The sequence below is a fragment of the Nonomuraea jabiensis genome (genome assembly GCF_014204795.1).
GTDB classification, from domain to species: domain Bacteria; phylum Actinomycetota; class Actinomycetes; order Streptosporangiales; family Streptosporangiaceae; genus Nonomuraea; species Nonomuraea jabiensis.
In genome coordinates, this window is the sequence record NZ_JACHMB010000001.1 from 10,229,231 (window position 1) to 10,254,754 (window position 25,524).

26 protein-coding genes and 2 pseudogenes are annotated in these 25,524 nt (G+C 72.0%); 15 read left to right on the forward strand and 13 right to left on the reverse strand.

Features of this window, described 5'->3' with window-relative positions; translation table 11 throughout:
- Nucleotides 1-84 precede the first annotated feature (84 nt).
- The 3 genes from HD596_RS46840 (at nucleotide 85) to HD596_RS46850 (ending at nucleotide 2,237) form a co-directional block, all read left to right on the forward strand.
- The gene (locus HD596_RS46840; RefSeq protein WP_185075784.1) at nucleotides 85-999 is read left to right on the forward strand and encodes a glycosyltransferase; all 915 of its coding nucleotides are present in this window, start codon (nucleotides 85-87) and stop codon (nucleotides 997-999) included.
- Nucleotides 1,000-1,067: 68 nt separating this feature from the next.
- Complete coding sequence (locus tag HD596_RS46845; protein WP_185075785.1) at nucleotides 1,068-1,223, forward strand: DUF6131 family protein; 156 nt, start codon at nucleotides 1,068-1,070, stop codon at nucleotides 1,221-1,223.
- A gap of 60 nt (nucleotides 1,224-1,283) precedes the next feature.
- Complete coding sequence (locus HD596_RS46850) at nucleotides 1,284-2,237, forward strand: LLM class F420-dependent oxidoreductase (protein WP_185075786.1); 954 nt, start codon at nucleotides 1,284-1,286, stop codon at nucleotides 2,235-2,237.
- 89 nt (nucleotides 2,238-2,326) lie between these two features.
- Here the strand turns inward: HD596_RS46850 and HD596_RS46855 are convergent, their stop codons facing one another.
- Nucleotides 2,327-4,120, reverse strand: a complete 1,794-nt coding sequence (locus tag HD596_RS46855; RefSeq protein ID WP_185075787.1) for a thiamine pyrophosphate-requiring protein — start codon at nucleotides 4,118-4,120, stop codon at nucleotides 2,327-2,329.
- Between the two features lie 125 nt (nucleotides 4,121-4,245).
- Here HD596_RS46855 and HD596_RS62935 point away from each other — a divergent pair, with 125 nt between their 5' ends.
- On the forward strand, nucleotides 4,246-4,575 hold the full coding sequence (locus HD596_RS62935) for an FAD-binding protein (RefSeq protein ID WP_313046372.1): 330 nt from the start codon (nucleotides 4,246-4,248) through the stop codon (nucleotides 4,573-4,575).
- Nucleotides 4,515-4,670: pseudogene (locus tag HD596_RS64325) on the forward strand (FAD-binding oxidoreductase); the annotation flags it as partial. The gene HD596_RS62935 and the pseudogene HD596_RS64325, both read left to right, overlap by 61 nt.
- A gap of 206 nt (nucleotides 4,671-4,876) precedes the next feature.
- Here HD596_RS64325 and HD596_RS62940 read toward each other — a convergent pair.
- Entirely contained in the window at nucleotides 4,877-5,032 is a 156-nt protein-coding gene (locus HD596_RS62940) for a hypothetical protein (RefSeq protein ID WP_246558557.1), read from the reverse strand.
- A gap of 74 nt (nucleotides 5,033-5,106) precedes the next feature.
- On the opposite strand from HD596_RS62940, the gene HD596_RS65315 reads away from it, so the two are divergent.
- A complete protein-coding gene (locus HD596_RS65315) occupies nucleotides 5,107-6,015 on the forward strand; it encodes a DUF3147 family protein (RefSeq protein WP_313046373.1) in 909 nt (302 codons plus the stop codon).
- Nucleotides 6,012-6,404 (forward strand): DUF3147 family protein, encoded by a 393-nt coding sequence (locus tag HD596_RS46870; protein WP_221519905.1) that lies wholly within the window; start codon nucleotides 6,012-6,014, stop codon nucleotides 6,402-6,404. The genes HD596_RS65315 and HD596_RS46870 overlap by 4 nt, the downstream gene beginning before the upstream one ends.
- A gap of 28 nt (nucleotides 6,405-6,432) precedes the next feature.
- On the opposite strand, the gene HD596_RS46875 is transcribed toward HD596_RS46870, so the two are convergent.
- Together HD596_RS46875 and HD596_RS46880 are read right to left on the reverse strand one after the other, a co-directional pair.
- The gene (locus tag HD596_RS46875; protein ID WP_185075789.1) at nucleotides 6,433-6,663 is read right to left on the reverse strand and encodes a hypothetical protein; all 231 of its coding nucleotides are present in this window, start codon (nucleotides 6,661-6,663) and stop codon (nucleotides 6,433-6,435) included.
- Between the two features lie 80 nt (nucleotides 6,664-6,743).
- On the reverse strand, nucleotides 6,744-10,277 hold the full coding sequence (locus HD596_RS46880; protein ID WP_185075790.1) for an alpha-N-acetylglucosaminidase TIM-barrel domain-containing protein: 3,534 nt from the start codon (nucleotides 10,275-10,277) through the stop codon (nucleotides 6,744-6,746).
- A 107-nt stretch (nucleotides 10,278-10,384) separates the two neighbouring features.
- Here HD596_RS46880 and HD596_RS46885 point away from each other — a divergent pair, with 107 nt between their 5' ends.
- Complete coding sequence (locus HD596_RS46885; protein ID WP_185075791.1) at nucleotides 10,385-11,776, forward strand: ROK family transcriptional regulator; 1,392 nt, start codon at nucleotides 10,385-10,387, stop codon at nucleotides 11,774-11,776.
- Between the two features lie 123 nt (nucleotides 11,777-11,899).
- On the opposite strand, the gene HD596_RS46890 is transcribed toward HD596_RS46885, so the two are convergent.
- From HD596_RS46890 to HD596_RS46910, 5 genes and pseudogenes are all read right to left on the reverse strand, one after another.
- Nucleotides 11,900-12,313 carry a tautomerase enzyme gene (locus HD596_RS46890; RefSeq protein ID WP_185075792.1) on the reverse strand — a complete coding sequence of 138 codons (414 nt, stop codon included), beginning with the start codon at nucleotides 12,311-12,313 and terminating at the stop codon, nucleotides 11,900-11,902.
- A 65-nt stretch (nucleotides 12,314-12,378) separates the two neighbouring features.
- A complete protein-coding gene (locus HD596_RS46895) occupies nucleotides 12,379-13,668 on the reverse strand; it encodes an RNA-guided endonuclease InsQ/TnpB family protein (RefSeq protein ID WP_185075793.1) in 1,290 nt (429 codons plus the stop codon).
- A gap of 6 nt (nucleotides 13,669-13,674) precedes the next feature.
- Nucleotides 13,675-14,028: pseudogene (tnpA, locus tag HD596_RS46900) on the reverse strand (IS200/IS605 family transposase).
- 312 nt (nucleotides 14,029-14,340) lie between these two features.
- Entirely contained in the window at nucleotides 14,341-15,510 is a 1,170-nt protein-coding gene (locus tag HD596_RS46905; protein ID WP_221519906.1) for a zinc-dependent alcohol dehydrogenase, read from the reverse strand.
- A 1-nt stretch (nucleotide 15,511) separates the two neighbouring features.
- On the reverse strand, nucleotides 15,512-15,760 hold the full coding sequence (locus tag HD596_RS46910) for a hypothetical protein (RefSeq protein WP_185075794.1): 249 nt from the start codon (nucleotides 15,758-15,760) through the stop codon (nucleotides 15,512-15,514).
- A 93-nt stretch (nucleotides 15,761-15,853) separates the two neighbouring features.
- Here HD596_RS46910 and HD596_RS46915 point away from each other — a divergent pair, with 93 nt between their 5' ends.
- The 7 genes from HD596_RS46915 (at nucleotide 15,854) to HD596_RS46945 (ending at nucleotide 21,552) form a co-directional block, all read left to right on the forward strand.
- Nucleotides 15,854-16,438 (forward strand): TetR/AcrR family transcriptional regulator, encoded by a 585-nt coding sequence (locus HD596_RS46915; RefSeq protein WP_185075795.1) that lies wholly within the window; start codon nucleotides 15,854-15,856, stop codon nucleotides 16,436-16,438.
- Nucleotides 16,439-16,738: 300 nt separating this feature from the next.
- The gene (locus tag HD596_RS46920; protein WP_185075796.1) at nucleotides 16,739-16,972 is read left to right on the forward strand and encodes a hypothetical protein; all 234 of its coding nucleotides are present in this window, start codon (nucleotides 16,739-16,741) and stop codon (nucleotides 16,970-16,972) included.
- Nucleotides 16,973-17,080: 108 nt separating this feature from the next.
- Nucleotides 17,081-17,230: a hypothetical protein gene (locus tag HD596_RS46925; protein ID WP_185075797.1), complete on the forward strand. Its 150-nt coding sequence runs from the start codon at nucleotides 17,081-17,083 to the stop codon at nucleotides 17,228-17,230.
- Between the two features lie 50 nt (nucleotides 17,231-17,280).
- A complete protein-coding gene (locus HD596_RS46930; protein WP_185075798.1) occupies nucleotides 17,281-18,240 on the forward strand; it encodes an MvdC/MvdD family ATP grasp protein in 960 nt (319 codons plus the stop codon).
- Nucleotides 18,237-19,235, forward strand: coding sequence for a TIGR04500 family putative peptide maturation system protein (locus tag HD596_RS46935; protein WP_185075799.1), 999 nt, complete (start codon nucleotides 18,237-18,239; stop codon nucleotides 19,233-19,235). The genes HD596_RS46930 and HD596_RS46935 overlap by 4 nt, the downstream gene beginning before the upstream one ends.
- Entirely contained in the window at nucleotides 19,232-19,417 is a 186-nt protein-coding gene (locus tag HD596_RS46940; RefSeq protein ID WP_185075800.1) for a hypothetical protein, read from the forward strand. Before HD596_RS46935 ends, HD596_RS46940 begins: the two co-directional genes overlap by 4 nt.
- A gap of 23 nt (nucleotides 19,418-19,440) precedes the next feature.
- Nucleotides 19,441-21,552 (forward strand): peptidase domain-containing ABC transporter, encoded by a 2,112-nt coding sequence (locus HD596_RS46945; RefSeq protein ID WP_246555353.1) that lies wholly within the window; start codon nucleotides 19,441-19,443, stop codon nucleotides 21,550-21,552.
- A 288-nt stretch (nucleotides 21,553-21,840) separates the two neighbouring features.
- On the opposite strand, the gene HD596_RS46950 is transcribed toward HD596_RS46945, so the two are convergent.
- The 4 genes from HD596_RS46950 to HD596_RS46965 form a co-directional block, all read right to left on the reverse strand.
- The gene (locus HD596_RS46950) at nucleotides 21,841-22,605 is read right to left on the reverse strand and encodes an SDR family NAD(P)-dependent oxidoreductase (protein WP_185075802.1); all 765 of its coding nucleotides are present in this window, start codon (nucleotides 22,603-22,605) and stop codon (nucleotides 21,841-21,843) included.
- A 120-nt stretch (nucleotides 22,606-22,725) separates the two neighbouring features.
- On the reverse strand, nucleotides 22,726-23,757 hold the full coding sequence (gene dmpG, locus HD596_RS46955; protein ID WP_185075803.1) for a 4-hydroxy-2-oxovalerate aldolase: 1,032 nt from the start codon (nucleotides 23,755-23,757) through the stop codon (nucleotides 22,726-22,728).
- Nucleotides 23,754-24,644: an acetaldehyde dehydrogenase (acetylating) gene (locus HD596_RS46960; RefSeq protein ID WP_185075804.1), complete on the reverse strand. Its 891-nt coding sequence runs from the start codon at nucleotides 24,642-24,644 to the stop codon at nucleotides 23,754-23,756. Before HD596_RS46960 ends, dmpG begins: the two co-directional genes overlap by 4 nt.
- Nucleotides 24,641-25,432, reverse strand: coding sequence for a 2-keto-4-pentenoate hydratase (locus HD596_RS46965; protein WP_185075805.1), 792 nt, complete (start codon nucleotides 25,430-25,432; stop codon nucleotides 24,641-24,643). Before HD596_RS46965 ends, HD596_RS46960 begins: the two co-directional genes overlap by 4 nt.
- Nucleotides 25,433-25,524 lie beyond the last annotated feature (92 nt).

Sequence of the window (25,524 nt, forward strand, 5' to 3'; positions counted from 1 at the left end):
GGGGCAGCCGTCCCTCATGCCGACGCCTCGGCCGGTCGGGGCCGCCTTTTTCGAGCACGACCGAATTCTGGAAACGGTGCGCGTATGAAAATCCTGGTCTGGCACGTGCACGGCTCATGGACCACCTCATTCGTCCAGGGCCGTCACACCTACCTCGTCCCTCTCACCCCCGGCCGCGACGCCGACGGCAGGGGACGGGCGCAGAACTTCGACTGGCCGTCCTCGGTACGTGAGGTGCCGTATGACCGGCTCGCGCACGAGCAGATCGACCTGGTCGTCTACCAGCGCCCGCACGAGATCGAGCTGGCCCGCGACTGGCTCGGCGGCTCGGTGCCCGGCGTCTACGTCGAGCACAACACCCCCAAGGGCGACGTGCCCGCCACCCGGCACCCGCTCGCCGGCCAGTCGGCCATCCCGCTCGTGCACGTCACCCACTTCAACGCGCTGTATTGGGACAACGGCGTCGCCCCCGTCCGCGTCATCGAGCACGGCGTGGTCGATCCCGGCCACCGCTACACCGGGGAGCTGCCCCGGGCCGCCGTGGTGATCAACGAGCCGGTCCGGCGCACGCGGGTGGCCGGCACCGACCTGCTCGCCGCCTTCGACGTGCCGCTCGACGTGTACGGCATGAAGGCCACGGGCCTGCCGTACCCGGCCTACGACCTGCCGCAGGCCGAGCTGCACGCGGCCCTCGCCAGGCGCCGCGCCTACCTGCACCCCTACCGGTGGACCTCGCTCGGCCTGGCGCTCATCGAGGCCATGATGCTCGGCCTGCCCGTCGTCGCCCTCGCCGCCACCGAGGCCATCGAGGCCGTCCCGCCGGACGCCGGCGTCCTGTCCACCAAGCTGCCCGTCCTGGTGGAGGCGCTGTCGGAGTTCGTGCGCGATCCCGCCCTGGCGAGCCAGTACGGCAAGGCCGCCCGCACGGCGGCGCTCTCCCGGTACGGCATCGCCCGGTTCCTCGACGACTGGGACCGCGTGCTGGGCGAAGCGCCGTGAACGTTTACTCCGTACACATCGGGTAGCCGACTTTCAACAAGAATCAACGTATCGGGATCGGTGAGAACATGATCATCATCGGCATCATCCTCGTGCTCCTGGGGTGGCTGCTCGGCATCTCGCTGCTCTACACGATCGGCGCCATCCTGCTCGTCATCGGCGTGATCCTGCTCGTACTGGGCTCGATCGGCCGTCCGGTCGGCGGCCGGCGATATTGGTTCTGACCTCGCCTCTCAACCCGCCCCTCAGCCCCCGGCTCGGCCCGCGACGAGAAGGATTCAGCTATGTCACGCATCGGATATTTCCTGAGCAGCGAGGAGCACGGACCCAAAGAACTCGTCCGGCAGTCGAAGCTGGCCGAGCAGGCCGGCTTCGAAGGGCTCTGGATCTCCGATCACTACCATCCGTGGCTCGACGAACAGGGCCAGAGCCCGTTCGTCTGGTCCACCATAGGAGCGATCGCCGAGGCGGTGACGCTGCCGATCACGACGGCGGTCACCTGCCCTCTGGTGCGCATCCATCCGGCGGTCATCGCGCAGGCCGCCGCGACCAGCGCCGTCCTGACGGGGGGCCGCTTCCAGCTCGGCGTCGGCACGGGCGAGGCGCTGAACGAGCACATCATCGACTCCCGCTGGCCGCCGGCCGCCGAACGGCTGGAGATGCTGGAGGAGGCGATCGAGGTGATGCGCCGGCTGTGGAGCGGCGAGCTGACCACCCACCGCGGAACGCACTACTCCGTCGACAGCGCGCGCCTCTACACGCTTCCCGACCAGCCGCCGCCGGTGTACATCTCCGGCTTCGGCGAGAAGTCGGTACGGCTGGCGGGGCGGATCGGCGACGGCTACATCAGCACGGGGCCGGCCGCCGACCTGGTCAAGCTGTTCCGCGAGTCCGGCGGGGCGGGCAAACCCACGCAGGGCGGGCTGAAGGTCTGCTACGCCGAGGACGAGGCGGCCGCCCGCAAGACCGTGCACCGGCTGTGGCCGACCCAGGGCATCAAGGGCGAAGCCTCCCAGCTGCTCCCCCTCCCCCGGCACTTCGAACAGCTGGCGGAGATGGTCAGCGAGGAGGACGCCACCGCCTCGACACCGTGCGGCCCCGACCCCGAGGTGCACGTCCAGGCGATCCAGAAGTACGTGGACGCCGGGTTCGACGAGATCTACATCAGCCAGATCGGGACCGAGCAGGACGCCTTCTTCGAGTTCTACGCCCGCGAGGTCCTGCCCCGGCTGCGCTGACCGGGCCTGATCATTGGGCGCGATGGATGAGCGGCCCGGCCGGCGTCAGCGGTTGACGCCGGCCGGGCCGCTCGGTGTTTGCCTGCCGCTCAGCCCTTGCCGCGGGTGAACAGCTCCTGGGCCTTGGTCTTGAGCCCCTTCTTGACCACGCCGAGCGCGTCGGGATCGCCCTTGATGATCGCCTCGGCGGCGTCCTTGAGCTGCTCGAAGTCCGTGTGCGGCGGGATCGGCGGGATGTCCGGGTCGCAGTGGACGTCGAGGACGACGGGCCGGTCGGCGGCCAGGGCGCGGTCCCAGGCCGGGCCGATCGCCTCGGGCTTCTCGACCTCGATGCCCTCCAGGTCCAGCGAGCGGGCGAAGCCGGCGTAGGAGACGTCCGGCAGGGTCTGGGACTCCTCGAACTTCGGCGCGCCGCCCATGGCCCGCAGCTCCCAGGTGACCTGGTTCAGGTCGTTGTTGTGCAGGACCGCCACGATCAGGCGCGGATCGGCCCACTGGGAGGCGTACCGTTTGATCGTGATGAGCTCGGCCAGCCCGTTCATCTGCATGGCGCCGTCGCCGACGAAGGCGATGACGGGCCGGTCGGGGAAGCCGAACTTCGCGCCGATCGCGTACGGCACGCCCGGCCCCATCGTCGCCAGGGTCCCCGACAGCGAGCCGCGCACGCCGGCGCGGATCTTCAGGTCGCGCGCGTACCAGTTCGCGGCCGAGCCGGAGTCGGCGGTCACGATGGCGTTCTGCGGGAGCCGCGCGTTCAGCTCCCAGAACAGCAGCATCGGGTTGATCGGGTCGGCCTCCACCTTGGCCTGGCGTTCGACCGTGGTCCACCAGCGCGCGAGGTTGCCCTCGACGGTGTCGCGCCAGGAGCGGTCCTGCTTGCGGTTCAGGCGCGGGATCAGCGCCCGCAGCGTCTCGGCGGCGTCGCCGACGAGGTTGACCTCGGTCGGGTAACGCATGCCGATCATGCGGCCGTCAATGTCGATCTGCACGCCGCGCGCCTCGCCGAAGGGCGGCAGGAACTGCGTGTACGGGAAGTTGGACCCGACGATCAGCAGCGTGTCGCAGTCGCGCATGAGCTCGTAGGAGGGCCGGGTGCCGAGCAGCCCGATGGACCCGGTGACGTACGGCAGGTCGTCGGGCAGCACGTCCTTGCCGAGCAGCGCCTTGGCCACCCCGGCCCCGGTGAGCTCGGCGACCGTGGTGACCTCGGCGGCGGCCGAGCGGGCGCCCTGGCCGACCAGGATCGCCACCTTCGAGCCCGCGTTGAGGACCTCGGCCGCGCGAGCGATCTCCTCGTCCGGCGCGCGGGTCACCGGCGCCGTGTAGCCGGGCGCCGACGACGGCACGTTCTTGAACGCGTGGGCGGGCGGCTCGTACGGCTCCTCCTGCAGGTCGGAGGGGATGATCACGGCGGTCGGCGCGCGCTCGGCGAGGGCGATGCGCATGGCGCGGTCGATGAGGTTGGGCAGCTGCGCCGGGACGGTCGCCATCTGCACATACGCGCTCGCGACGTCCTTGAACAGGCTCAGCAGGTCCACCTCCTGCTGGTAGTGGCCGCCCATGGCGCTGCGGGCCGTCTGGCCGACGATCGCCACGACCGGGACGTGGTCGAGCTTGGCGTCGTACAGGCCGTTCAGCAGGTGGATCGCGCCGGGCCCGCTGGTCGCCAGGCACACCCCGGGTTTCCCGGTGAACTTGGCGTATCCGACGGCCTCGAACGCGGACATCTCCTCGTGCCGGGACTGGACGAACCGCGGGCGGTCGTCGGCGCGGCCGAGCGCCGCGATGATCCCGTTGATGCCGTCGCCCGGATAGCCGAACAGGTGGTCCACGTCCCACTGACGAAGGCGCAGGAGCAGGTAGTCGGCAACGGTAGGCGCCATGACCAGATCCTCTCGAGGTGGCGGTGGCTCTTTTCGGGCCCTTCCCGAGCCACACGATTGAAACCGGGGAGCTGGGTAATCGACCCCGTATGTCCGCATCGCTTCAACGTGATCCAGCGGCGCGGGTGGACGGCGAAGGACGGTTCGACGCGGGCTCGCGCGCGGCCTATGCCCACGACGCCTCCAACTACCGGCAGGTGCCGATCGGCGTGGTGCTCCCGCGCACTGTCGACGCGGCGGTGGAGGCCGTGGCCGTGTGCCGCCGGCACGACGTCGCGGTGTTCTCGCGCGGCGGCGGGACGAGCCTGGCCGGGCAGTGCTGCAACACGGGCGTCGTGCTCGACTGGTCCAAGCACTGCCGCCGGTGCGGGCCGACCCCGAGCGCCGGCGGGCGGTGGTCGAGCCGGGAGCCTGCCTGGACGACCTCAACGCCCAGCTCTCCAGGTATCACCTGATGGTCGGGCCGAAGCCGTCCACGCATGACACGTGCACCATCTGCGGGATGATCGGCAACAACTCCTGCGGCGCGTCCGCCCAGGCGTACGGCAAGATGGCCGACTCGGTGGCGCGCATGGAGGTGCTGACCTACGACGGCACCCGGATGTGGGTCGGGCCGACCGGCGCGCAGGACTACCAACGGATCCTCGCCGAAGGGGGCCGGCGGGCCGAGATCTACCGGGCGCTGCGGGAACTCGTCGACGAGAACCTGGCGCTGATCCGCACCCGCTACCCGCACATCCCCCGCCGGGTCTCCGGTTACAACCTGGACGCCCTGCTGCCGGAGAACGGCTTCGACGTCGCCCGCGCGCTCGTCGGCAGCGAGTCGACGCTGGTCACCGTCCTGCGGGCGGAGATCGCGCTGGTGCCCGTGCCGAAGTTCCAGTCGCTGGTGGTCCTCGGCTTCGAGGACATCGCCGCCGCGGGCGACGCCCGAACGCGCCGGCCGCCTGCTGGAGGACATCCATCGCTCCGAGCACGATCTCCGCGTGTCCTATCTCGACGACCCGCGGGAGGAGGAGCGGCTGTGGAAGGTCCGCGAGGCCGGCCTCGGCGCGACCGCCTACCCGCTCGGCGGGGAGGGTGTCTACGCCGTCACGCCGCAGGAGCGCTTCGTGTGGGGCGGCGCCTACGAGCCGGGCTCGCTGATCTGGCGCAGCCGCTGGGTGACGCCCACCGGGATGATCGAGTGCCGCGAGGCGCTGGCGTTCCCGGGCGAGCGCGGGCGCGCCGTGCTGCTGCGCCGGATCATCGCCCGGGTCGGGGACGCGCGGGTGCACGTCGTCTGCGACCCGCGGCCCGGGTTCGGCGCCTGCCGCCCGCCGCGCGAAGGGCCGCCGGACGCCGGCCGACACGATCGTCGCCGACACCGCCGAACATGCCACGCACCCCTCCGGGCGCTGGCAGCGCACGCCCGACGACCCCCGCCTCGACGGCGCGCTGCTGCTCGAATGCGCCGCCCGCCTGAACGAGTGAGAGCGCCTTGTCCGGCCTTTACCCCGTGGGGCGGTTGCCGGATCGGCTGGAGGGCAGCCGGTCGACGAGAGGGGCCGCTGATGAGCGAGGTGTGGTGGATCGTAGGACGCGGATTGCTCGGGGGCCTGCTCGTGATGGCCTTCGCGGTGATCGGTGAGATGCTGACGCCCAAGCGGTTCGCCGGCATCTTCGCCGCCGCTCCCGCCGTGGCCCTGGCCGGGATGACCATCACCGTGCTGCAGAAGGGCGAACACCAGCTCGGCGAGGACGCGCTCGGCATGATCGCCGGATCGGTCGCGCTGGTGGCGTACTGCGCGGTGGCCGTGCCGTTCGTACGCCGCCTGGGCGCCTTGGCGGGCTCGCTGACGGCGCTCGCGGTGTGGGCGGCCGTCGCCGGCGCGGGCTGGGCGCTGATCGCATGAGCGCGATCCGGCTGCGGCCGTCCAAGCTGCGGGACACGCCGGTACGCGGGATGGTGGTGCGCTTCGCCTTCGGGGCGATCGTCTCCGTGGCCGCCGGCCTGGTCGGGCTGCGCTGGGGGCCCGTGGCGGGGGGCGTGTTCCTGGCCTTCCCCGCCATCCTGGCGGCCACGCTGACCCTCATCGAGGAGGAGGAGCATCGGCGCGCCCCGGCCGCCCAGGACGCCCGCGGCGCCGTGCTGGGCGCCACGGGCATGATCGCTTTCGCCGCGTGCGTGTGGGCGCTGGCGACCCGGCTGCCCGCCCCGCTCGTCCTGGCGGTGGCCACCGTGGCCTGGGCGGTCGTGGCGGGCCTGCTCTATCTGGTGTTCGGCGCCCGCCGCGGCCGGTGAGCCGTCCGCGGGCCGGGCCGCCCCGGGCTCAGCAGGGTGTCCAGGTGACCTTCAGCTGACCCTCCAGCGTCCCCCACTGGCCCGGCTGAGCGCACCCGAACCAGCGCTGCCCGACCAGCGTTTCCCCGGCGTAGTAACTGAGGACCGTGAGGTTGTCGCCCCCCGGTGGAGGCGGCGGAATGGCATGAGCCGGGGCGGAGCCGACGGCGAGCGTCGCGGCGACCAGCGCCGCCGCGGTAATCCCTTGCTTAATTCTCACGAAGGTCCCTCCAGGAGCACGTGAACGTTCAAGCAACGCGACCGAACTTTATTCTCTCCTGCTCGCGAGGGCTGTCAATATCATTTCGACGGGGTGCCGTACACGCTGACCTCAGTGAGGTGGAACGACAGGTTGGCGGTGTTGTGCGTGCCGATCACCCGTACGTACCGGGCCTTCGCCTCGGTGGTCATGGTGTCCCCGGCGTCGGTCGCGGCCCGGGGGCCGCGGCGGCCGCCGAGGGTGTACCAGGTGACGCCGTCGAGGCTGCCCTCCAGCCGGTACTCGTAGTAGCGCCCGCCCCCGACGTAGTTGCGCACGTTGACGCGGGAGATGTCGTCGACCGTCCCCAGGTCGACCTGCCACCAGGTCGTGTCCCAGGTCATCTGGCTGGCGAAGTACGGCGAGTTGGCCCGGTTGCCGTCGTTGGCGTGCTCGGGGCCCCGGTTCGGCTCCCAGCTCAGCGCCGTGACCGGTCTGCGGAGGCTCTGCAGGGTGTCCTGCGCGCCGTCGCGGGCGGTCGGCGGGGCCGGCGCGGGATCGGTCAGGACGGCGATCGCCTGCTGGCCGGTGTCCCGGTTGGCCGCGCTGACGAACAGCCCGGCGTCGAGCGCCGCGCCGGCGCCCGGGACGCGGGCCGCGCCGACCACCGCCCAGTTCCTGCCGTCGCTGCTGCACGAGCCGGTGAGCCGGTCGCCGGACCTGCCGACGCGCACGTGTACGGGCGGTGCGAACCCGCCCACCTCGGCGTACGAGTCGAGCTGCCCGTTGCCGTCGGAATCCCAGCTGAACACGCAGCCGTGGCCCGGAGTGACGGCGATGTTGGCGTAGCCGGTGGACCCGGGGGCGGCCAGGTCGTCGCTCACCACCAGCCCGGACCGGGTCCAGTCCGACGCGCCGTCCTGGCGCAGCACCGTGCTGACGAGCTGCTGCCCGTCGGCCAGGGCGTCCGGGCGGTAGGCGGTGGCCAGCTCGTTGGTCTCCCGCCACAGGTCCGCGCCGCCCGCCGCGATCGCGACCCCGTCGCCGGTCGGAGCGAACTCGGCCTGCGTGCTGCTCGCCGTCCGGTACGACGCGGGCGCGGCTCCGGCGATCAGCAGGCGGGTGGAGGCCGTGTCCCGCTGGTCGGCGTCGCCGGATCGCCAGGAGGCGGTGACGTCCAGCGCCGGCGTAGCGCCCGGGGCCTCGCCTGCGGGAACGGTCACCGCCCAGGTCACGGTGAGCTTGTCGCGCGGGGAGACGTGGTCCGCGCGGGCCGGGGAGGTCGCCCGCACCTGGTATCCGCGCGGGGCGTCGAGCCGGAGCGTCACCCGGTCGGTGGGCCGCAGCGTGTTGTCGTTGGTGAACACGGCGGTGACCTGTACGGTCCCGCCGGGTTTGACGCCCTTGCGGTCCGCCCCGACGGTCACCGCGCCGTCGGGCAGCGCGGCCACCCTGCTCGCCTCGGCGTAGGCGTCGCCGCGCGGCTCGGAGGCGAGCTTGGTGCCGGCCCTGGCCCAGTCCTGGGCGACGGCCATCCAGTCGATGGGCTCGGGATAGTCCTTGCCCGAGCGCAGCGCGGCCTTCAGGCTGTCGAAGAACAGCTGCCACCGCTTGGCGTAGTACTGCCCGACGAGGCCGTTCATCTCCCTGCGGGCGTAGTCCTGCAGGCGGGCGCCGGTGGCCCAGAGCGTGACCAGCGACTTGAGGTTGTAGTCGAGGGTCGCCGCCTCGGCCGGGGTGGCTGCCTGCCGGCGGGCCTCCTTCTGCCACGCCCCGAGCAGGAAGTTCTCGTCGGTGCCCAGCAGCCGGTCCATCAGCCGCATCCGGTCCGTCCACTCGCCGGTGAGGCGCTCGAAGCGGTCGAGATCCTTGGCACGGTAGGCGGCGCGGATCTTGGGCAGCTGCAGCCGGCTGTGGTTGGCCAGCACCTGCCGGGCGACGTCGACGAGGTCGTAGCGGTAGGCGCCGGAGCCCCGCAGGCGCCGGTCGACCTGGAGCAGTTCGTCGAGTGCCTTGTCGAAGGCGGCGATGTCGTACGGCAGCGGGTAGCCGGTGTTCGCCAGGCCGGGCTCGTCGTCGTACAGGCCGGTGACGTGCCGGCTGTCGGCGCCGGCGGGCCAGCTGTAGACGGTGTCGAGGAGGATCCGCCAGGCCGCCTTGGCGTGCGGGTCGTCGCCGCCGTACCGCGCGGTGGCGTAGTCGTCGAACCACTGCCGCATGTCGACCGGGCCGTCCTGCCACGGCAGGTCGGCGAAGAACGCGACCGCGGCCGGGTTGTTGTCGATGGCCTCCGGCATCAGCGCGATGCCGTTCATCGCCGTGCCCGCCTTGCCGCGCCAGGCGTGGAACTTCTCGTTCCACAGCGTCAGGCGGGCGCCGAGGTTGAAGTGGCCGCCGAAGTTCCAGATGGTGCCGAACGCGTACCCGGTGCCGAGGAAGTCCTTGTCCCGGTCGGTGATGCCGGCTTCCTCGCTGATGCCGTCGACGATGAACATCTTGGTCCGGTCGATGGCCTGCAGCGTCGCCGGGAGCGGGTTGCTCTGCCAGCCCAGGATCGTCCAGAGGGCGTCGGGGTGGGCGTCGTTCAGCGCCCGCTGCACCGCCTGCGACGCCTGCGCGACGTTGACCGTGCCGGCCGTGCCGCCCTCGTGCAGCAGGTCCATCTTGTACATCGTGCTGGGCCCGAACAGCTCGGTCTGCACCCGGTAGAACGTGGCCGCGACGCGAGCGAAGACGGGATCGGTCGGGTCGAGCCAGTGGGGGCGTTCGAGCTGGTTCCAGGTGCCCTGCGGGACGGTGTTGGCTCCGGGGTTGCGGACCTTGAAGTCGGTCGGCACGGTGCCGAAGTAGCCGGGCAGCACGGGGACCATGCCCAGGGAGCGCAGGCGGTCGGCCATCTTGCGGCCGAGTTCGACGCGCCGGTCGATGAGCTGCTGGGAGATCGGGCTGTCGGTGCAGCACATGTTCTGCAGCAGCCACCAGGACTGGTGACCGGGCTGCGGGATCCACTCGCGCATCTGCTGGTCGGAGTATCCGAACTCCATGAAGGTGCGCTGGTAGACCGCCTCCTGGCCCTCGTAGACGAGCACCTCGTTGATGCCGTGCAACGCGAGGACGTCGATCCGCCGCTGCCATTCCGGCCAGCTCAGGTACGCGCCCGCGTAGCCCTGGTTGGTGTCGTTGAGGGCGAAGCGATGGTCCACCGAGGAGTCCTTGGCGATGGGAGCCCCGGGCAGCGGCAGGCGCTGGGGCAGGTTCACCTGGGAGCCGTTGATGGCGACGTCGGCGTGCGCCACCTGGCGCAGGTAGTGGCCGAAGCCGGTCAGCTGCACGGCGGGCGTCGTGCCGGCGACGACGAGGCGGCCGTTCTCGGCGTACACCTCGAACCGGTCCCGGCCCGTGCCCTTGTCGATCGCGCGCAGGGTGACCTGCCTGGCGCGCGAGGTCCCGACCAGCCGTTCCAGGGCCTGCGCCGCCGGACCGTCGAGCCGGCCGGCGGTGCCGGCCGCCGCCGGCGGCGGGGCGACGAACGCGGCGGCGAGCAGGGTGAGAAGGGCGACGAGCGCCGCCAGGCGTGGTCGCCGCCGGTGCGGTAACGGGGCGGCGGGGCTCTGCGGTTCGCGGCAACGGGTCATGAGGGCGGCCACCTCCGGGAGGGCGGACCTATTATGTAAAAGACTTTTCGTAAGGTGTCTGCGAAATATACTCAGCCGGAGACGACAGATCGTCAAGAGGGGCGTGGATGACGGAGGAGCGGTCGGCGGGCACGCCGGTCCTGCGGAGGATGAACCGGGCCGCGGTGCTCGACGCGGTCCGGCAGCGCGCGCCCGAGCCCGTACGGGTGGCCGAACTCGCCCGGCTGACCGAGCTCACCCGCCCGACGGTCGCCCAGGCCGTGGAGGACCTGCTGGCCGCCGGCTGGCTGCGGCAGGTCGCACCGCAGCAGGCCACGGTGGGCAGACCGGCGACCCGGTTCTCGCTGAACGGCCGGGCGGCACCCGTGCTCGCCCTGGACGTCGGCCCGCACACCGTGACGGCGGGGATCGCCGACCTGGCCGGCGAGCGCCTGGCCATGATCCGCCGGCCGGTCAGCCGCCGGGGCGCCCGGCACCTGCTGGAGGCGGTCGACGAGGCGACGGACGCGGCCCTGGCGGCGGCCGGCCTGGCCGCCGAGCAGATCGCGGCGGTCACCGCGGCGACCCCGGGCATCGTCGAGGTGGCCACGGGCCGGGTGCTGTTCGCCCCGAGCGTGCCGGGCTGGCCGGAGATCGACCTCGCCGGCCGCCTGCGGGCTCGGTTCAGGTGCGCGGTCACGGTGGAGAACGACGCGAACCTGGCCGCGCTGGCGGCCGCCCACCGACACACCGGCGCGGGCACACTCCTCGCGGTTCAGTGGGGCGAGCGGCTCGGGGCCGGGGTCGTCATCGACGGGCGGCTGCACCGGGGCGCGGGCCAGGCCGGCGAAATCGGCTTCATCCGCCCGACCGACTTTCTCCGCCCGACCAGCGCCATCCACCCGACCGGCGACCTTCCAGACCCGACCGGCGACCACCCCCACCCAACCGGCGACCACCCCCACCGGGACGGGGACCACCCCCACCCAACCGGCGACCACCCCCACCCGACCGAGGACCACCCCCACCGGGACGGGGACCACTCCCACCCGACCGGCGACCATCCCCACCGGGCCGGGCACCATCCCGACCCGGCTGGGGACGGGCGCGGGCCGCTGGAGCGCGCGATCGGCGCCGAGGCGATCGTCGATCTCGCCCGCCACCGCGCCGCGGGCCATCCGGAGTCCAGGCTCGCCCGTGCGGCGGACGCGGCCGCCGTCTTCGCGGCCGCCGCCGACGGCGACCCGATGGCCGTGGAGGTCGTCGACCGGGTCGCCGCCGTCTTCGCCGAGGCGATCGCACCCGCCGTCCTCGTGCTGTCGCCGCACGCGATAGTGATCGGCGGCGGCATCGCCCGCGCCGGCGCGGTCCTGCTGGACGCCATCGCACGGCACCTGGAGGGCCTGACCCTCACCCCGCCCAGCGTGGAGCTCTCGGAGCTGGCCGAGGGCACCGTGCTCACGGGCGCGATCCAGCTGGCCCTGGACGAGGTGTGGCGCGACGCCCTGACCAACTGCTGACCCCACCGTCGTCACCCCACCGTCGTCACCCCACCGTCGTCACCCCACCGTCGTCACCCCACCGGGCGTCGGCGGAGGCCGGTGGTCGGTGGCCGGTGGCCGGTGGTCGGCGGCCGGTGGCCGTCAGGAGGACAGCGCCGCGCGCACCGCCTTGGCGCGTTCCTCGGTGAAGACCCCGGTGTCGAGCAGGTCGAGGATCGACAGGACGCGGCCGCCCGAGCCCCAGCTGCCGTCCTCGATCACCCGGAAGTTCACCCACCACGCCGGGGACGGGACCGGCAGGCCGCACGCCTCGGCCAGCGCCGCGAGAACGCGTCCGATGACCTCGGCGCGAACCTCTCGCCGCCAGTCGGCGTCCATGACCGCCACGTCGACGACCATCACGTCCTGCTCCGCGTCGGCGAGCAGGGTGCCGCCGATCGCCATCATGTCCGGTGCGCGCTCCACGAAGTGGACCTGGAAGCCCACCCGCGCAGCCGGCGCGAGCTGCCCGACCTCCGGCACCAGGACCGCGTCGGTCAGCGTCCGGGCCAGCACGCGCCGCTGCTCGACGCCTCTGCGGTGCGATCACCGTGATCACTGTCTTGAAGCGCTCCCCGGGACTAAGGTCGGGGGATTCCAGCCAGCTCGGGGCTCGCCGTAGCGTGGCCCTGAGCTGCTGTTGCTTGGCGGTTCGCCTTCCGGCCCACGTGGTTGCGTGGTTTGCGCGCCCCAGCCCGCGCGCCCGGTCTGGGTCGTGCGTGCTCCGCCCTCCCGGCGGTGAGGATGTTCTTGGCGGCGTTCACGTCGGCGTGTTCGGTGTGGCCGCACGAGGTGCACCGGAAGACCGCTTGGCTCTGGCGGGACTTCCGATCCACCACCGTGCGTACGTTGCACGTCTGGCTGGTGTACGCCGGGTTCACGGTGATCACGCAGGTGCCCGTGTAGCGGGCCTTGCCGCGGGTGGCCAACTCGATCCGGTGCCAGCCTTTGTCCAGGATGGACCGGTTCAGGCCGGACTTGCTCGCGGCCCCGTTGGGCAGGAACGCGCCCTGCTGTCCGGGGTCCGGCTTGGGCGCCACGGCGGCGGTCATGTTCTTGGTCGGCAGGGCCTCGAACACGATCAGCTCGAAGCCGGTGGCCAGGGTGTGGGCGGTCTTGGCGGCGAAGTCAGCGCGGCGACGCCGCACCTTCGCCAGCGCCTTGGCGAGTTTGGCGGCGGCGTGCTCGCGCCGGGTAGAGCCTTTCTGGGTGCGGGCCAGGCGGCGCTGGAGCGTGGCGGCGTGTTCGACCTCCCGCTCGCGGGCGAAGACCTGGTGGTGGAAGATGCCGTCCGAGCGGGTGACGACCTTGGCCACACCTCGGTCGATGCCGGCGGCGCTGCCCGGATGGTCGTGCCGCTGCGGCGTGAGCGCGCCGTCTTCGACGAGGAAACTGACATGCCAGTGCGTGCCGTCCCGGCTGACGGTGGCGTTCCGGACCGCGCCGCCGAGCGGGCGGGTGATGCGGAAGCGGACCCAGCCGAGCTTGGGGAGTTTCGCCCGTGCCCAGCGCCGGTTGAGCCGCTCGATGGCGATCTTTGCGCCTTCGGGGAACCGGAACGACGGCCGCGTCCTGGCCTTGGATTTCCAGCGGACCTTCCAGGTCCCGTGCCGGCTGCACGCCTGGTCCAGGTCGATGAGCGTCTGTTGAAGGCAGTGGCCGGGCACCTCTGCCAGCCACGCAAATTCCTGCTTGGCTTCGGCGAGCTGGCGGGCCTGTTCGTGGTAACCGATCCACGCGTCTCGGCGGCGGTAGGTGCGGCGCTGCTCCAGGGCGGTGTTCCACACACTGCGGCAGACGCCGCCGATCCGCTCAGCGAACTCTGCCTGATCGGGAGTGAGGTCCAAGCGGTACTTACGTCCGGTCAGCATCCGCGATCACCGGTCCTTCCGGTTCTCGACGTACCGCTTGACCACATCCAAAGGTGCCCCGCCCGCCGAGCCGCCCACGGTGGCCACGAAGGAAGAGTTGATCCACAGCGTCGGAAGTCTCGACGTTAAGCTCGGGAACTCCTGACGCAGAACACGGGAAGAGCGGCCCCTGATGGCCTTGACCAACTTGCGAAATCCCCGACTGCGGGCCCACCTCGACCAGCAGGTGAACGTGGCCGGGCATGACCTCCATCTCCGCCGGACATTCCCCCTTCTCCTCAATCACCTCGCGGATCAGCTCGTTCAGTCGCGTCTCGATCCGTCCGTCCAGCACCCGCCTGCCGTACTTGGGCACCGCATCACGTGAAAGGCGCACCGGAAGGCAACGTTGCTCTTCGTGCGTAGCTATTGACGCAAGGTCACAGCCGCACGGATCAATATACGGAGTTGATCTCTCTATCGCTCAAAGATTCGACAGAAGGGTTTACCCCCATGGCTGAAGCCAGGGGTCCGCGCCCTACACCTCCGATCGTTTCCTTCTGTGACGGTCGTCCTCAAAGGTCGGGTTGGAAGATCTCCAGCGGGAGCCGGCCGGGGCGCTCTGCCATGGTGTGGCGGGCGGTGGGCTCGCGGTGGACGCCGGTGACCGAGACGCCCATGGCGCGGATGAGGTCACGATGTGGGCCCGTTTCTGGTCGGGAGCGGGTCGCGGGCCAGGACGAGTTTGGTGGTGCGGGCGGCGTAGGCCGTGGGGGCGTCGTCCCAGTCGGCGAGCAGGGTGGTGACGCGTTCGGCGGGGAAGCCGGTGCGGTGGACGAACTCCAGGAGGTCGGGGAGCGTGGCGCGGGCGTGGGAGACGCCGACCCGGAGGGTGGCGTCGGTGGCGTACATGCGCATCAGGGGGACGCGGGTGCCGGTCGCCAGGTAGTAACCCACCGCGGTGCACACGCCGCCGGGAGCCGTCGCGGCGAGCGCCCGGCGCAGGCCCCGGGCTTGGGACGTGGCCTCCACGACGATGTCGTAGGCGCCACGGACGGGGCCGGCCAGTGGCCGGGCCTCGGCGCCGAAGGATTCGGCGATCTGGCGCCGTCCGGGGGCGTCGTCGAGGTAGTGGACGGTCGCGGCACCGTGGGCGACGGCGAGCCCGGCGGCGTACAGGCCGATGCTCTTGGCGCCGCCGCCGAGGACGAGCACCTTCGCGCCTTCGCGGCCGGCGAGCGGCGGGACGACCGTCCGCCAGGCGTCGGCGAGGTTGTCGCTCGCCGCGGCGACGCGGAGCGGCGGAACGCCGTCCGGGACGGGGACGAGCATGTGGTCAGCGTGGGGGACGCGGATCCGGTCGGTGACCATGCCGCCCCACGGGCCGCTGGCGGGGCCGAAGCCGTAGGCGGCGAGGGGGCCGCGGGTGGTGGTGGCGCATTTGGAGGTGAGCCCGGCCAGGCAGCGGGGGCAGGTGCCGCAGGAGACCGCCCAGGGGACGACGACGGTCTGGCCGATCCTGACCCTTCGCACGCCGGACCCGACCGCGACGACCTCGGCGACGCACTCGTGGCCGATCGGGAAGGGCCCCTGAAAAGGGACCTTCCCGCAGATGGTGGCCACGATCGGGTCCACCAGGCCGAGCGCCATCCCCGCCTGCAGCGCTCGTGAGACCGGCCGGTGGATCGGGAGGGTGTCGCCGTCGCAGCGGCCCGCCAGGAACGGACGGACGACGGCGTCGCCCGGCTCGGCCGGCCGCGGTGCGGCACGTTCGCGCCAGGCGAGGCGGCCGCTGCGCAGGAAGACGAGTTCGCGCACGGTGTCGGGGGTCATCGCGGCGCTCGCGTACCGGCCATCGCGCACGTCATCGCACCCGTAGGGACGGCGGCCTCAGCACCGGCGGCGTCGCCTTCTCGGTCAGCTGGCTCCACGCCTGGGAGCGGTAGAACGCCGTGTCCGGCGCGCCCCGCCAGCGCGGCAGCGCCCGGGCGAGCTCCCGCTGGACCTCCGCCCAGCCCTGGCCGGGCAGTGCCCGGGCGAGCTCCCGCTGGGCCTCCGCCCGTCCCTCGCCGGGCAGCGCCCCGGAGGGAGCGGTGAGCTGGATCGTCGGCATGAGACACCTCCTGGGAGGACGAGTTATGACGATCGTTATAACCGCTGCTCACGGTAGGCTATAACGCACGTCATAATCAACCTGGGGTAAGACATGGCACAGCGGGAACCGGGGTCACGGGAGCGGATCATCTTCGGCGCGGCCGACCTGATCCGGCGGCGCGGCCTGGCCGGGAGCACGGTCCGGGATCTGGCCGCGCACTCCGGCGCGCCCCTCGGCTCCACCTACCACTACTTCCCGCGCGGCAAGCAGCAACTGGCCGCCGAGGCGGTCCACTTCGCCGGTGACCTGGTCACGCGGGTCCTGGAGCGAGAGCTTCAGGCGGGCCCGGCGGCCGGGCTGCGCGCGTTCCTGACCTTGTGGCGGCAGACCGTCCTCGACAGCGACTTCCGCGCCGGCTGCCCCGTCCTGGCCGTCGCGGTCGAAGAACCTCCCGCCGACGGCCCTCCCGAGGCGATCGACGCGGCCGCCGAGGTGTTCGGCACGTGGGAACGGCTGCTCGCCGCCTCGCTGCGCGACCACGGCGCCGACCAGGCCCAGGCCGCGCAGCTGGCGACCCTGATCGTGGCGGCGACGGAGGGCACGGTGGCGATGTGCCGCGCCCAACGCGACATCCGCCCCCTCGACGACGTCACCGCCCAGCTCGAAGCACTGGTCCGGCACGCGACCGGCGGCTAGGGATGCTCGACCCCGACGCTTTCAGCCTCGGCGAGAGCTGGAAGACGGTCGCCGACGTGCTGCTGGGCCCGGGGCAACGGCAACGCCCACGAGCGGCGACGGACTCGTGAGCGTCACGAAACGGCGGCGCGCCAGGCCGCCGCCCACCGGAAGGGAGGACGGCGGGCCCGGGGCGCGTGGGGCCCTCGACAGCGGGGACGGTCAGTCCGGCTGCCGGGGGGCGCGGGCCGCTGGGTCAGGACGCTCATCCGGCCGCCTTCGATTGAGCCGGCCGCCGTCGAAGCCCTGCTGGTGAGAGTGATGCCGGATCCGATGGGGTTCGTCAGGCGTGTGCTCGGTGAGCTCGCCGAACGGCTTGCCGCCGCCCCGCCCGGTGAGGACTCCAAGGTCGTACAGGGGTACGGGCCGGCCGCACACCAGGCGCTCATCGACCGCAGCGTGCTGCTCGCCGCGGCCCTCTGCGGGCGGCCTGCCGCCGATGTCATGGACCGCGATCCGCCTGACCACCGACACACTGCTCCGCCCCCGGGGTGACAGCTGATCATCCATGCGACGGACGACGTCCTGTATCCCGCCTCTCTAACGTGTTCCACGCGACGGGGTGCATTCGGCTCCCCGCATGGACAAAGGGTGGGAAAGAACATGGGTAAGACGCGTACCAGCCTCGACGACATCGCGGCCCTGGGCGCTGAGCTCGACGAAGGCCAGTTGCTCCAGGTGAGCGGCGGTGCCAAGAGCCAGGTCATCGAGATCCACAACGGCCACACGCACACCTCCGGCGACAGCAACTAGTCAGCCGCGGGGGCGCGGCCCAGGTCGCGCCCCCGACCGGAACCACGCTGATGATCCTCGTACTGACCTGCGACGGAGACGAGCACGCTGAACGTGTCGTGGGGGCGCTCGCCGGGGCGGACGTCACCGTCTTCGACCCCGCGCGGTTCCCCGCCGCCGCGACCTTGGAGATCGGCCATCTGGGAGACGGCTCGACCGTTCGGACCCTCAACCGTGGCGGACGCCATCTCGTCCTCGACGAGCTGACCGCGATCTGGTACCGCCGCCCGGGGAATCCCGTGGCCCATCCTCTGACCGTCGCCCGCGACCACGTCGAGGAGGAGTGCCGTGTCATGGCCGAGAGCCTGTGGGACGGCCTGGAATGCCTCAAGGTCCCCGCCTCCAGGCCGGTCATCGACCGCGCGGGGCGCAAGCCGTACCAGCTCGAAGTGGCCAGGCAGCTCGGCTTCGAACTGCCCGCGACGCTGATCACGAACGATCCCGAGCGCTTTCTCGACTTCTACGACCGGCACGAAGGCCGAGTGATCACCAAGCCCGTGCACGGCAATCAGCTGGAGGCGGGCGGTGAGCGGTTCGGGCGGTTCGCGGCGCCCGTGACTCCGGCGGACCTCGGTCATGCCGACGCCCTGCGCCTATGTCCGATCATCGTCCAGTCGTACGTTCCCAAGCAGGTCGAGGTGCGAGTGACGGTGGTGGGCGGCGAGCTCTTCGCGGCGGAGATCCACTCGCAGGTCAGCAACCACACACGATACGACTGGCGGCACTACGACCCGGGCGCCACCCCCGTGCTGGCGCACGACCTGCCCGGCGAGGTCTCCCGGCGCTGCCTGGAGCTGGTCGAGCGGCTCGGGTTGTCCTACGGCGCCATCGACCTGATCCTCACGCCGGACGGCCGCCACGTCTTCCTGGAGATCAACCCGAACGGCCAGTTCCTGTGGATCGAGGACGCGACCGGGCTGCCGATCAGCGCGGCGATCGGCGAACTGCTCAAGAGGGGAGTGAAGCGATGACGTACGGGCCGATGCTCGCCGACGCGGTCGGCCTGCTCAGCTCGGGCAGGCCCGAGCGTGGCCTGGAGGGGTTCCGTGCGGCGTACCCGCAGGCCCGGACGCGACTGGTCGCTCAGCGCGAGGAGTTCGACGGCTCGCTGCACCACGCCCTGCTCATCAAGGACGGCGACGGTGCCACGATCTCGCTGTCCTGGTGTGCCGACCGGGCCCTGCCATGGCCGTTGCGCGGCGTGCACCGTGCGGGCGAGCACCTGCTGCTTCGGGTCAATGGCATCGAGACACCGGTGGCCAGGGCGATCGCCTGCCTGGACTTCATCTGGGACGAGTCCGCGCTGGCCGACCGGCTCGTCGCCGACAGCCTCGTACGTGAGGAACTGGAGGAGACGCGGGAACCGCTGAGCGACGCCGCGCTGCAGGAGGCGATGGACGCCTTCCGCCGCGCCCGCGGTCTGCTGACCGGGGAGGCGACCCGGGCCTGGATGGAGCGCAACCGTATCTCCCACCAGGAGCTGGAGGAGCTGGTCGCCCTTGAGGCAGCCGTCGCCGCGCTCCGCTCGCGGGTTGCCGCGGGACGGGTGGAGGACTGGTTCGCCGAACACGGCGGGGAGCTCGATGTCGCCCGCGTCGCGCGGGCGGTGTTCGTCACCGAACCGGCCGTGCCCGACGCGGCCGGGTTCCTGCACGTGGTCGAGCGGGCCTTCGCCGACGGCAGCGCCCATCCGGGCGAGGTGTTCGCCACCCTCCGCCGGGGCGACCTCGATGAGGAGGTGGCGGAGCGGATCTTCGCGGCCCCTCCGGGGACGATCATCGGGCCGTTGCCCGCGGAGGGCGGGCACCTGCTGGTGAAGGTCTTGGCGGTGGAGCCGGCCGTCCTTGACGAGACCGTACGCGACCTCGTCGAACGCCGGATCTTCAGCGAATGGATCGAGGAACGCAGGAACTCGGCCAAGATCGAATGGTTCTGGGGAGTCGCGGAACGGACGGCGGGCAGGTGAAGCCGCTTGCGTACCGGGAAAGGGCGGTTCATCACCATCAGGGCGTCCGGCGGCACGCCGAGCGCCCCTACCGCGTCTCCGGGACACTCCTGGCCTGGCTGTGGATCTACGTGGGCCTGCTCGCGCTGGCGCTGGCGATCGTGGTGCTGCTCGGCGTCCTTCCCGCGCTCGGTGACGCGTGATGAGGCGGGCCCGGGTACCCGTGATGAGGCAGAACACGATGGCCGACTGCGGCGCGGCGTGCCTGGCGATGGTGCTCGGGCACCACGGGCGTCGCGCGAGCGTGCGTGAGGTCGCCGCGGATCTCCAGGTGTCCAGGGACGGGCTGACCGCCTTCGCCATCGTCGAGGCCGCGAAGTCGTACGGCCTGCGCGCCAAGGCGCTCTCGATCGCGCCCGAGCGGCTCGGCTCGGTGCCGGGGCCGTTCGTCGTGCACTGGGAGTTCAACCACTTTCTGGTCGTCGAGCGCTGGCGCCCGGATGTCGTCGAGGTCGTCGATCCGGCCTCCGGGCGGCGCCGGCTCACGCCGGAGGAGTTCGACCTCGGGTTCACCGGGGTCGTGCTGGCCTTCGAGCCGGGCCCGGACTTCAGCGTCCAGGGGCCTGAGCGGCGCCCGTGGCGGGCGAACCTGCTGCGCGCCCTGCTCATGCGCCACCGCGGCCTGCTGATCCAGGCGCTGCTCGCCTCAGTGCTCCTGCAGGTGGCCGCACTCGTGCTGCCCCTGCTCTCCGGGCTCGTCGTCGACGAGGTGCTGCCCGGCCGCGACCGGTATCTGCTGCGCGTCCTCATCGTCGGCCTGCCGATCGTGGTGCTGATCCAGGCAATCCTCAACTACCTGCGTACGGCCGTCCTCCTCATGCTGCGGGCACGGGCCGACACGGAGTTCACGGGCGGGGTGGTCGGACAGCTGTTCGCGCTGCCTTACAGGTACTTCACCCTGCGCGGGACGAGCGACCTGGTCATGAGCACACAGAGCGCGGCCAGCCTGAGAGCCATGCTGTCCGGCCAGGTGCTGTCTGCGCTCCTCGACGGTCCGCTGGCCGTGGTGCTCATGATCCTCGTGCTGGCAGGCGATCCCGTGCTCGGCGGGTGCCTGGCCGCGGTGGCGGTCGTCCAGGTCGTCCTGCTGCTCCTCACCCGAAGACGGATCGCCGATCTCACCGGGCGCGGGCTGACCGCCGCCGCCACGACCCAGGGCCGGCTCATCGAGTCCATCCGGGGCATCGAGTCGATCAAGGCGTCCAGCTCGGAACGGCGTGCCGTCGAGCGGTGGTCAGCGATGTTCACCTCCCAGATGAACGCCGACCTGCGCCTGGGCTTGGCCCGCGGGCTCCTTGACTCGGTCCTGTCCGGCATCAGGATCCTCGCTCCCGCGCTGCTGCTGCTCGTGGGCGCGGTCCGAGTGCTCGACGGCGGGCCGAGCCTGGGAACGATGCTCGCGCTCAACGCGCTCGCCGTCTCCGCGCTCACCCCGCTGACCTCGCTGCTGACCAGCCTCCAGGAGCTCCAGGAGGCCGGAGCTCACGTCGAGCGGCTCGCCGACATCGTCGAGGCCGAGCCGGAACGCACCGGCGGCGCGCGGCCACGGCTGCGCGGGGAGGTGGCGCTGAGCGGCGTCGGGTTCCGCTTCGACCCACGTTCCCCCTGGACGCTCAGGAACGTCACGCTCAGGATCGATCCTGGACAGAAGGTCGCGCTGGTGGGCAGCTCCGGCTCGGGCAAGAGCACGCTGGGCAGGATCCTGCTCGGCCTGTACGAGCCGGTCGAGGGCGAGATCCGCTACGACGGGACGCCCGTGCGCGACATGGACCCGGGCTGGCTGCGCGGCCGATTCGGCGTGGTCACCCAGGACCCGCACCTGTTCACCGGGACCATCAGGGAGAACATCGCCTTGGCCGTCCCGGGCGCCGCGCTGGACAGGATCGTGGCCGCCGCCAGGCTGGCGCACGTCCACGACGACATCATGGCCATGCCCCTGGGGTACGAGACGATGCTCACCGAGGGCGGCGGCCTGTCAGGCGGCCAGCGGCAGCGGATCGCCCTCGCGCGGGCCCTGCTGCCCCGGCCGCGGATCCTGCTGCTCGACGAGGCCACCAGCCACCTGGACACCGTGGCCGAGGCGGCCATCGAGCACAACCTCGCGGCCCTGCCGCTGACCCGCGTCGTGATCGCCCACCGGCTGAGCACCGTACGCGACGCCGACCAGATCCTCGTCATAGAGGCGGGCCAGGTGGTCGAGCGAGGAACCCACGACGAGCTGATGCGATCCGGCGGACGGTACGCGGCCCTGTCCGACCTCACACGACCGCGGCTGTGACCCTCCACGGAGCGGGGCTCACAGGGCGGGATTCTCCACACGCCTGGAATGAGGATGTAGGCATTCGTCCACGTCCCCGACCGTGCCCGGGCGTCGGCGACGATGGTGGCGGCGCTGCGCCCCGGTGGCCGGCTGTTGGTCGAGGACGCCGATACCGAGCTGCAGCCGCTGGCCTGCCGCTGCCCGACGCCATCCTCGCCGCCAACGACGAAGCCGCCGTCGGCGCGCTCTGAGCCACCGGCTCCTCCCCAGGGAGACCACCGCACGCCGGCGTGGCGGCGGGTGAGGTCAGCCCTCCTGCTCGGTGGGCCGGATCAGCAACTCGTTGATCGCGACGTGCCGGGGCCTGGTCACGATGTAGCTGATCGCGTCGGCGATGTCCTCGGCCTGCATGCGCTCCACCGAGGAGAACCGCTGGTTGATCTGCTCCCGGATCTGCGGGCGGTTGTGGCCGGTCAGCTCGGTCTCGACCGCTCCCGGCTCGACCAGCGACACCCGGACGTGCCGGCCGGCGAACTCCTGGCGCAGCGACTCGCTGAAGGCTCCCACGCCGTGCTTGGTGAGGTTGTAGACACCGCTGCCGCTGCGCGCCACCCGTCCGGCGACCGAGCTGATGTTCACCATGTCGGCCACCTGGCGGGGGCCGTCGGCGGCGGCCCGTACCAGGTGCGGCAGCGCGGCGTGCGCGCAGTAGAGCACGCCGAGCACGTTGACCTGCACCATGCGCTGCCACTCTTCGAGCGGCGCGTCGGCGGCAGGGCCGAGCAGCATCACGCCGGCGTTGTTGACCAGGGTGTCCAGCCGTCCGAGCTCGGTCGCGGTGCGCTCCACGACCTCCTTGGCCTGCCGTTCGTCGCTGACGTCGGCCACGAGCGTCAGCGCGGTGCCGCCCTGGTCGCGGATCTGGCCGGCCAGCTCCTCCAGGCGATCGGCCCGCCTGGCCACCAGCGCGACGGTGGCTCCCTGGGCGGCCAGCGCCAGCCCGGTCGCGGCCCCGATGCCGCTCGACGCGCCCGTGATCAGCGCCACGGTGCCGTTCAGCCGATCCGCCATGGAAGCCCCCCGTCAGCCACGTTCGTCGTTCACCCCGCACGTTACTCCGTCGCCCGCCGGACCCGATCTCGGGGCGGTGGGGGCCGCGCGAGGCCCCGGCGGTGCGGGGCCTCACGCCCGTCAGGCCCGGAGGGGTGCGCGGTCGCGCTCCTCGACGAGCTCGAGGGCGACGTCGATGATCATGTCCTCCTGGCCGCCGACGTAACCCGCCTCGCCGACCCGCTGCAGGATCTCGTGGGCCGGTACGCCGTACCGCTCGGCGGCGCGCTCGGCGTGCAGCAGGAAGCTGGAGTACACCCCCGCGTAGCCCTGCGTGATCGCGGAGCGGTCGGCGAACGGCAGGCGGTTCAGGAACGGCTTGACCACGTCCTCGGCGGCGGCCAGCGCGCCCTGCACGTTCACCCCGGTGGGGATGCCGAGCCGGTCGAAGGTGGCGACCAGCACCTCGGTGGGCGAGTTGCCCGCCCCGGCGCCCAGCGCGCACAGGGCGCCGTCGATCTGGCGGGCGCCGTTCTGGGTGGCCAGCACCGAGTTGGCGACGCCGAGCGAGAGGTTCTGGTGGCCGTGGAAGCCGACCTCCGCCTGGTGGCCGATCTCGCTGACCAGCGCGCTGACGCGGGCCTGGGCCTCGCCGAGCACGAGGGCGCCGGCCGAGTCGACGACGTAGACGCACTGGGCGCCGCCGTCCACCATGATCCGGGCCTGCGCGGCCAGCTCGGCCGGGCCGATGCGGTGCGACAGCATGAGGAAGCCCACGGTCTCCATGCCCAGCTCGCGGGCGGCGGCGAAGTGCTGCAGCGACACGTCGGCCTCGGTGCAGTGGGTGGCGATCCGGGCCACGGACGCCCCCGCGCCGTGGGCCTTGCGCAGGTCCTCGACCGTGCCGAGGCCGGGCAGCAGCAGGACGGCGATCTTCGCGCGCTCCGCCTCGTCCACGGCGGCGGCGACGAGCTTGATGTCGTCCTCCAGCGAGAACCCGTAGTTGAACGACGAGCCGCCCAGCCCGTCGCCGTGGGTGACCTCGATGACCTCCACCCCGGCGTCGTCCAGGGCGTGCACGACGCCGCGTACCTGCTCCTCGGTGAAGCGGTGGGCCATCGCGTGGCTGCCGTCGCGCAGGGTGGAGTCGGTGATCCTGATCTTGCCGGTCATGCGCCCACCTTCGCGAGTCGCTCGCCGACGCGGGCGGCCGCGGCGGTCATGATGTCGAGGTTGCCGGCCCACGGCGGCAGGTAGTCCCCGTTGCCGCGGACCTCGAGGAAGACGGCGACGCGGGCCATGCCGTTCCAGATGTCGCGCGGCGGGTCGAACTGCGGCTCGGCCCGCAGGGTGTAGCCGGGCACGTACGCGGCCACCTCGGCCGCCATCGCCTGGATCGACGCGCCGATCGCGGCGGTGTCGGCGTCGGCGGGGATCGCGCAGAACACCGTGTCCCGCATGATCATCGGCGGGGTGACGGGGTTGAGGATGATGATCGCCTTGCCCTTGGCGGCGCCGCCGACCGTCTCGATGGCGCGTGCGGTGGTCTGGGTGAACTCGTCGATGTTGGCCCGGGTGCCCGGACCGGCCGAGCGGGAGGCGATGGAGGCGACGATCTCGGCGTACGCCACCGGGACCACGCGGGAGACGGCGTGCACGATCGGGATCGTGGCCTGCCCGCCACACGTGATCATGTTGAGGTTGGGCGCGTCCGACAGCGTGTCCAGGTTGACCGGCGGGCACACGAACGGCCCGGCGGCGGCGGGGGTGAGGTCGATCGCGGTGATGCCCGCCTCGGCGTAGCGGGGGGCGTTGGCCGCGTGCGCCTTGGCGGAGGTGGCCTCGAAGACCAGGTCGGGCAGGCTGTCCTGGGCCAGCAGCCAGTCCACCCCGCCCGCCGAGGTCTCGACGCCGAGCGAACGGGCGCGGGCCAGGCCGTCGGAGTCCGGGTCCACGCCCACCATGGAGTGGACCTCGACGGCCTCGCTGCGCAGCAGCTTGACCAGCAGGTCGGTGCCGATGTTGCCGGGGCCGACGATGGCCGCCGTCAGCCTGCTCACGACGCCTGCCCGAAGTTCGCGGTGACCGTGCCGAGCCCGGCGAACGTGGCCGTCACGATGTCCCCCCGTTCGACGGGGATGGCCGCGGTGACCGAGCCGGGGAGCACGACGTGCCCGGCCTCCAGCGCCACCTTGCGCTCGCCGAGGACGTTCGCCAGCCACACCAGCGCGTTGAGCGGGGATCCGAGCACGGCGCCGCCGGCGCCCGTCTGGACCAGCTCGCCGTTGCGGTGCAGCAGGCAGCCGGTCAGCGCCAGGTCGGCGGCCGCGAGCGGCGTCGGCCGGTTGCCGAGCACGAACCCGCCGCTGGAGGCGTTGTCGGCGATGGTGTCGGCCAGCGTGATCTTCCAGTCCGCGATGCGCGAGTCGATGACCTCCAGGGCGGGCAGTACGAAGTCCACCGCGGCCGCCGCCGTCGCGGCCGTGACGCCCGGCCCGGCCAGCGGTTTCTTGAGGACGAAGGCGATCTCCGGCTCGATGCGCGGCTGGAGGAAGCGCCCGGCGTCGATGGGGGCGCCGTCCATGTACGCCATGCCGTCGAGCAGGTGACCGTAGTCGGGCTGGTCCACGCCGAGCTGGCGGCGCATCACCGCCGAGGTCAGGCCGACCTTGTGCCCCACGATCCGGGCGCCGCCCGCCTGCCACGCCTCGACCTGCGCGAGCTGGATCTCGTACGCGGCTGAAACCGACATGTCGGCGTATGTCGCGGTGAGCGGCGCGATCGGGGTCCGCGTGGCGTACGCATCCAGCAGCCCGGTCGCGGCATCACCTATGGAACGAGGGTCCATCGTGATCCTTCCGTTGTTCTCCCGGGCAGACCTTGCTGCTCGAAGGCGACGCCGGGCAAGCGATCCGTCTCGCCAGGCGGGCCGAGGGAAGA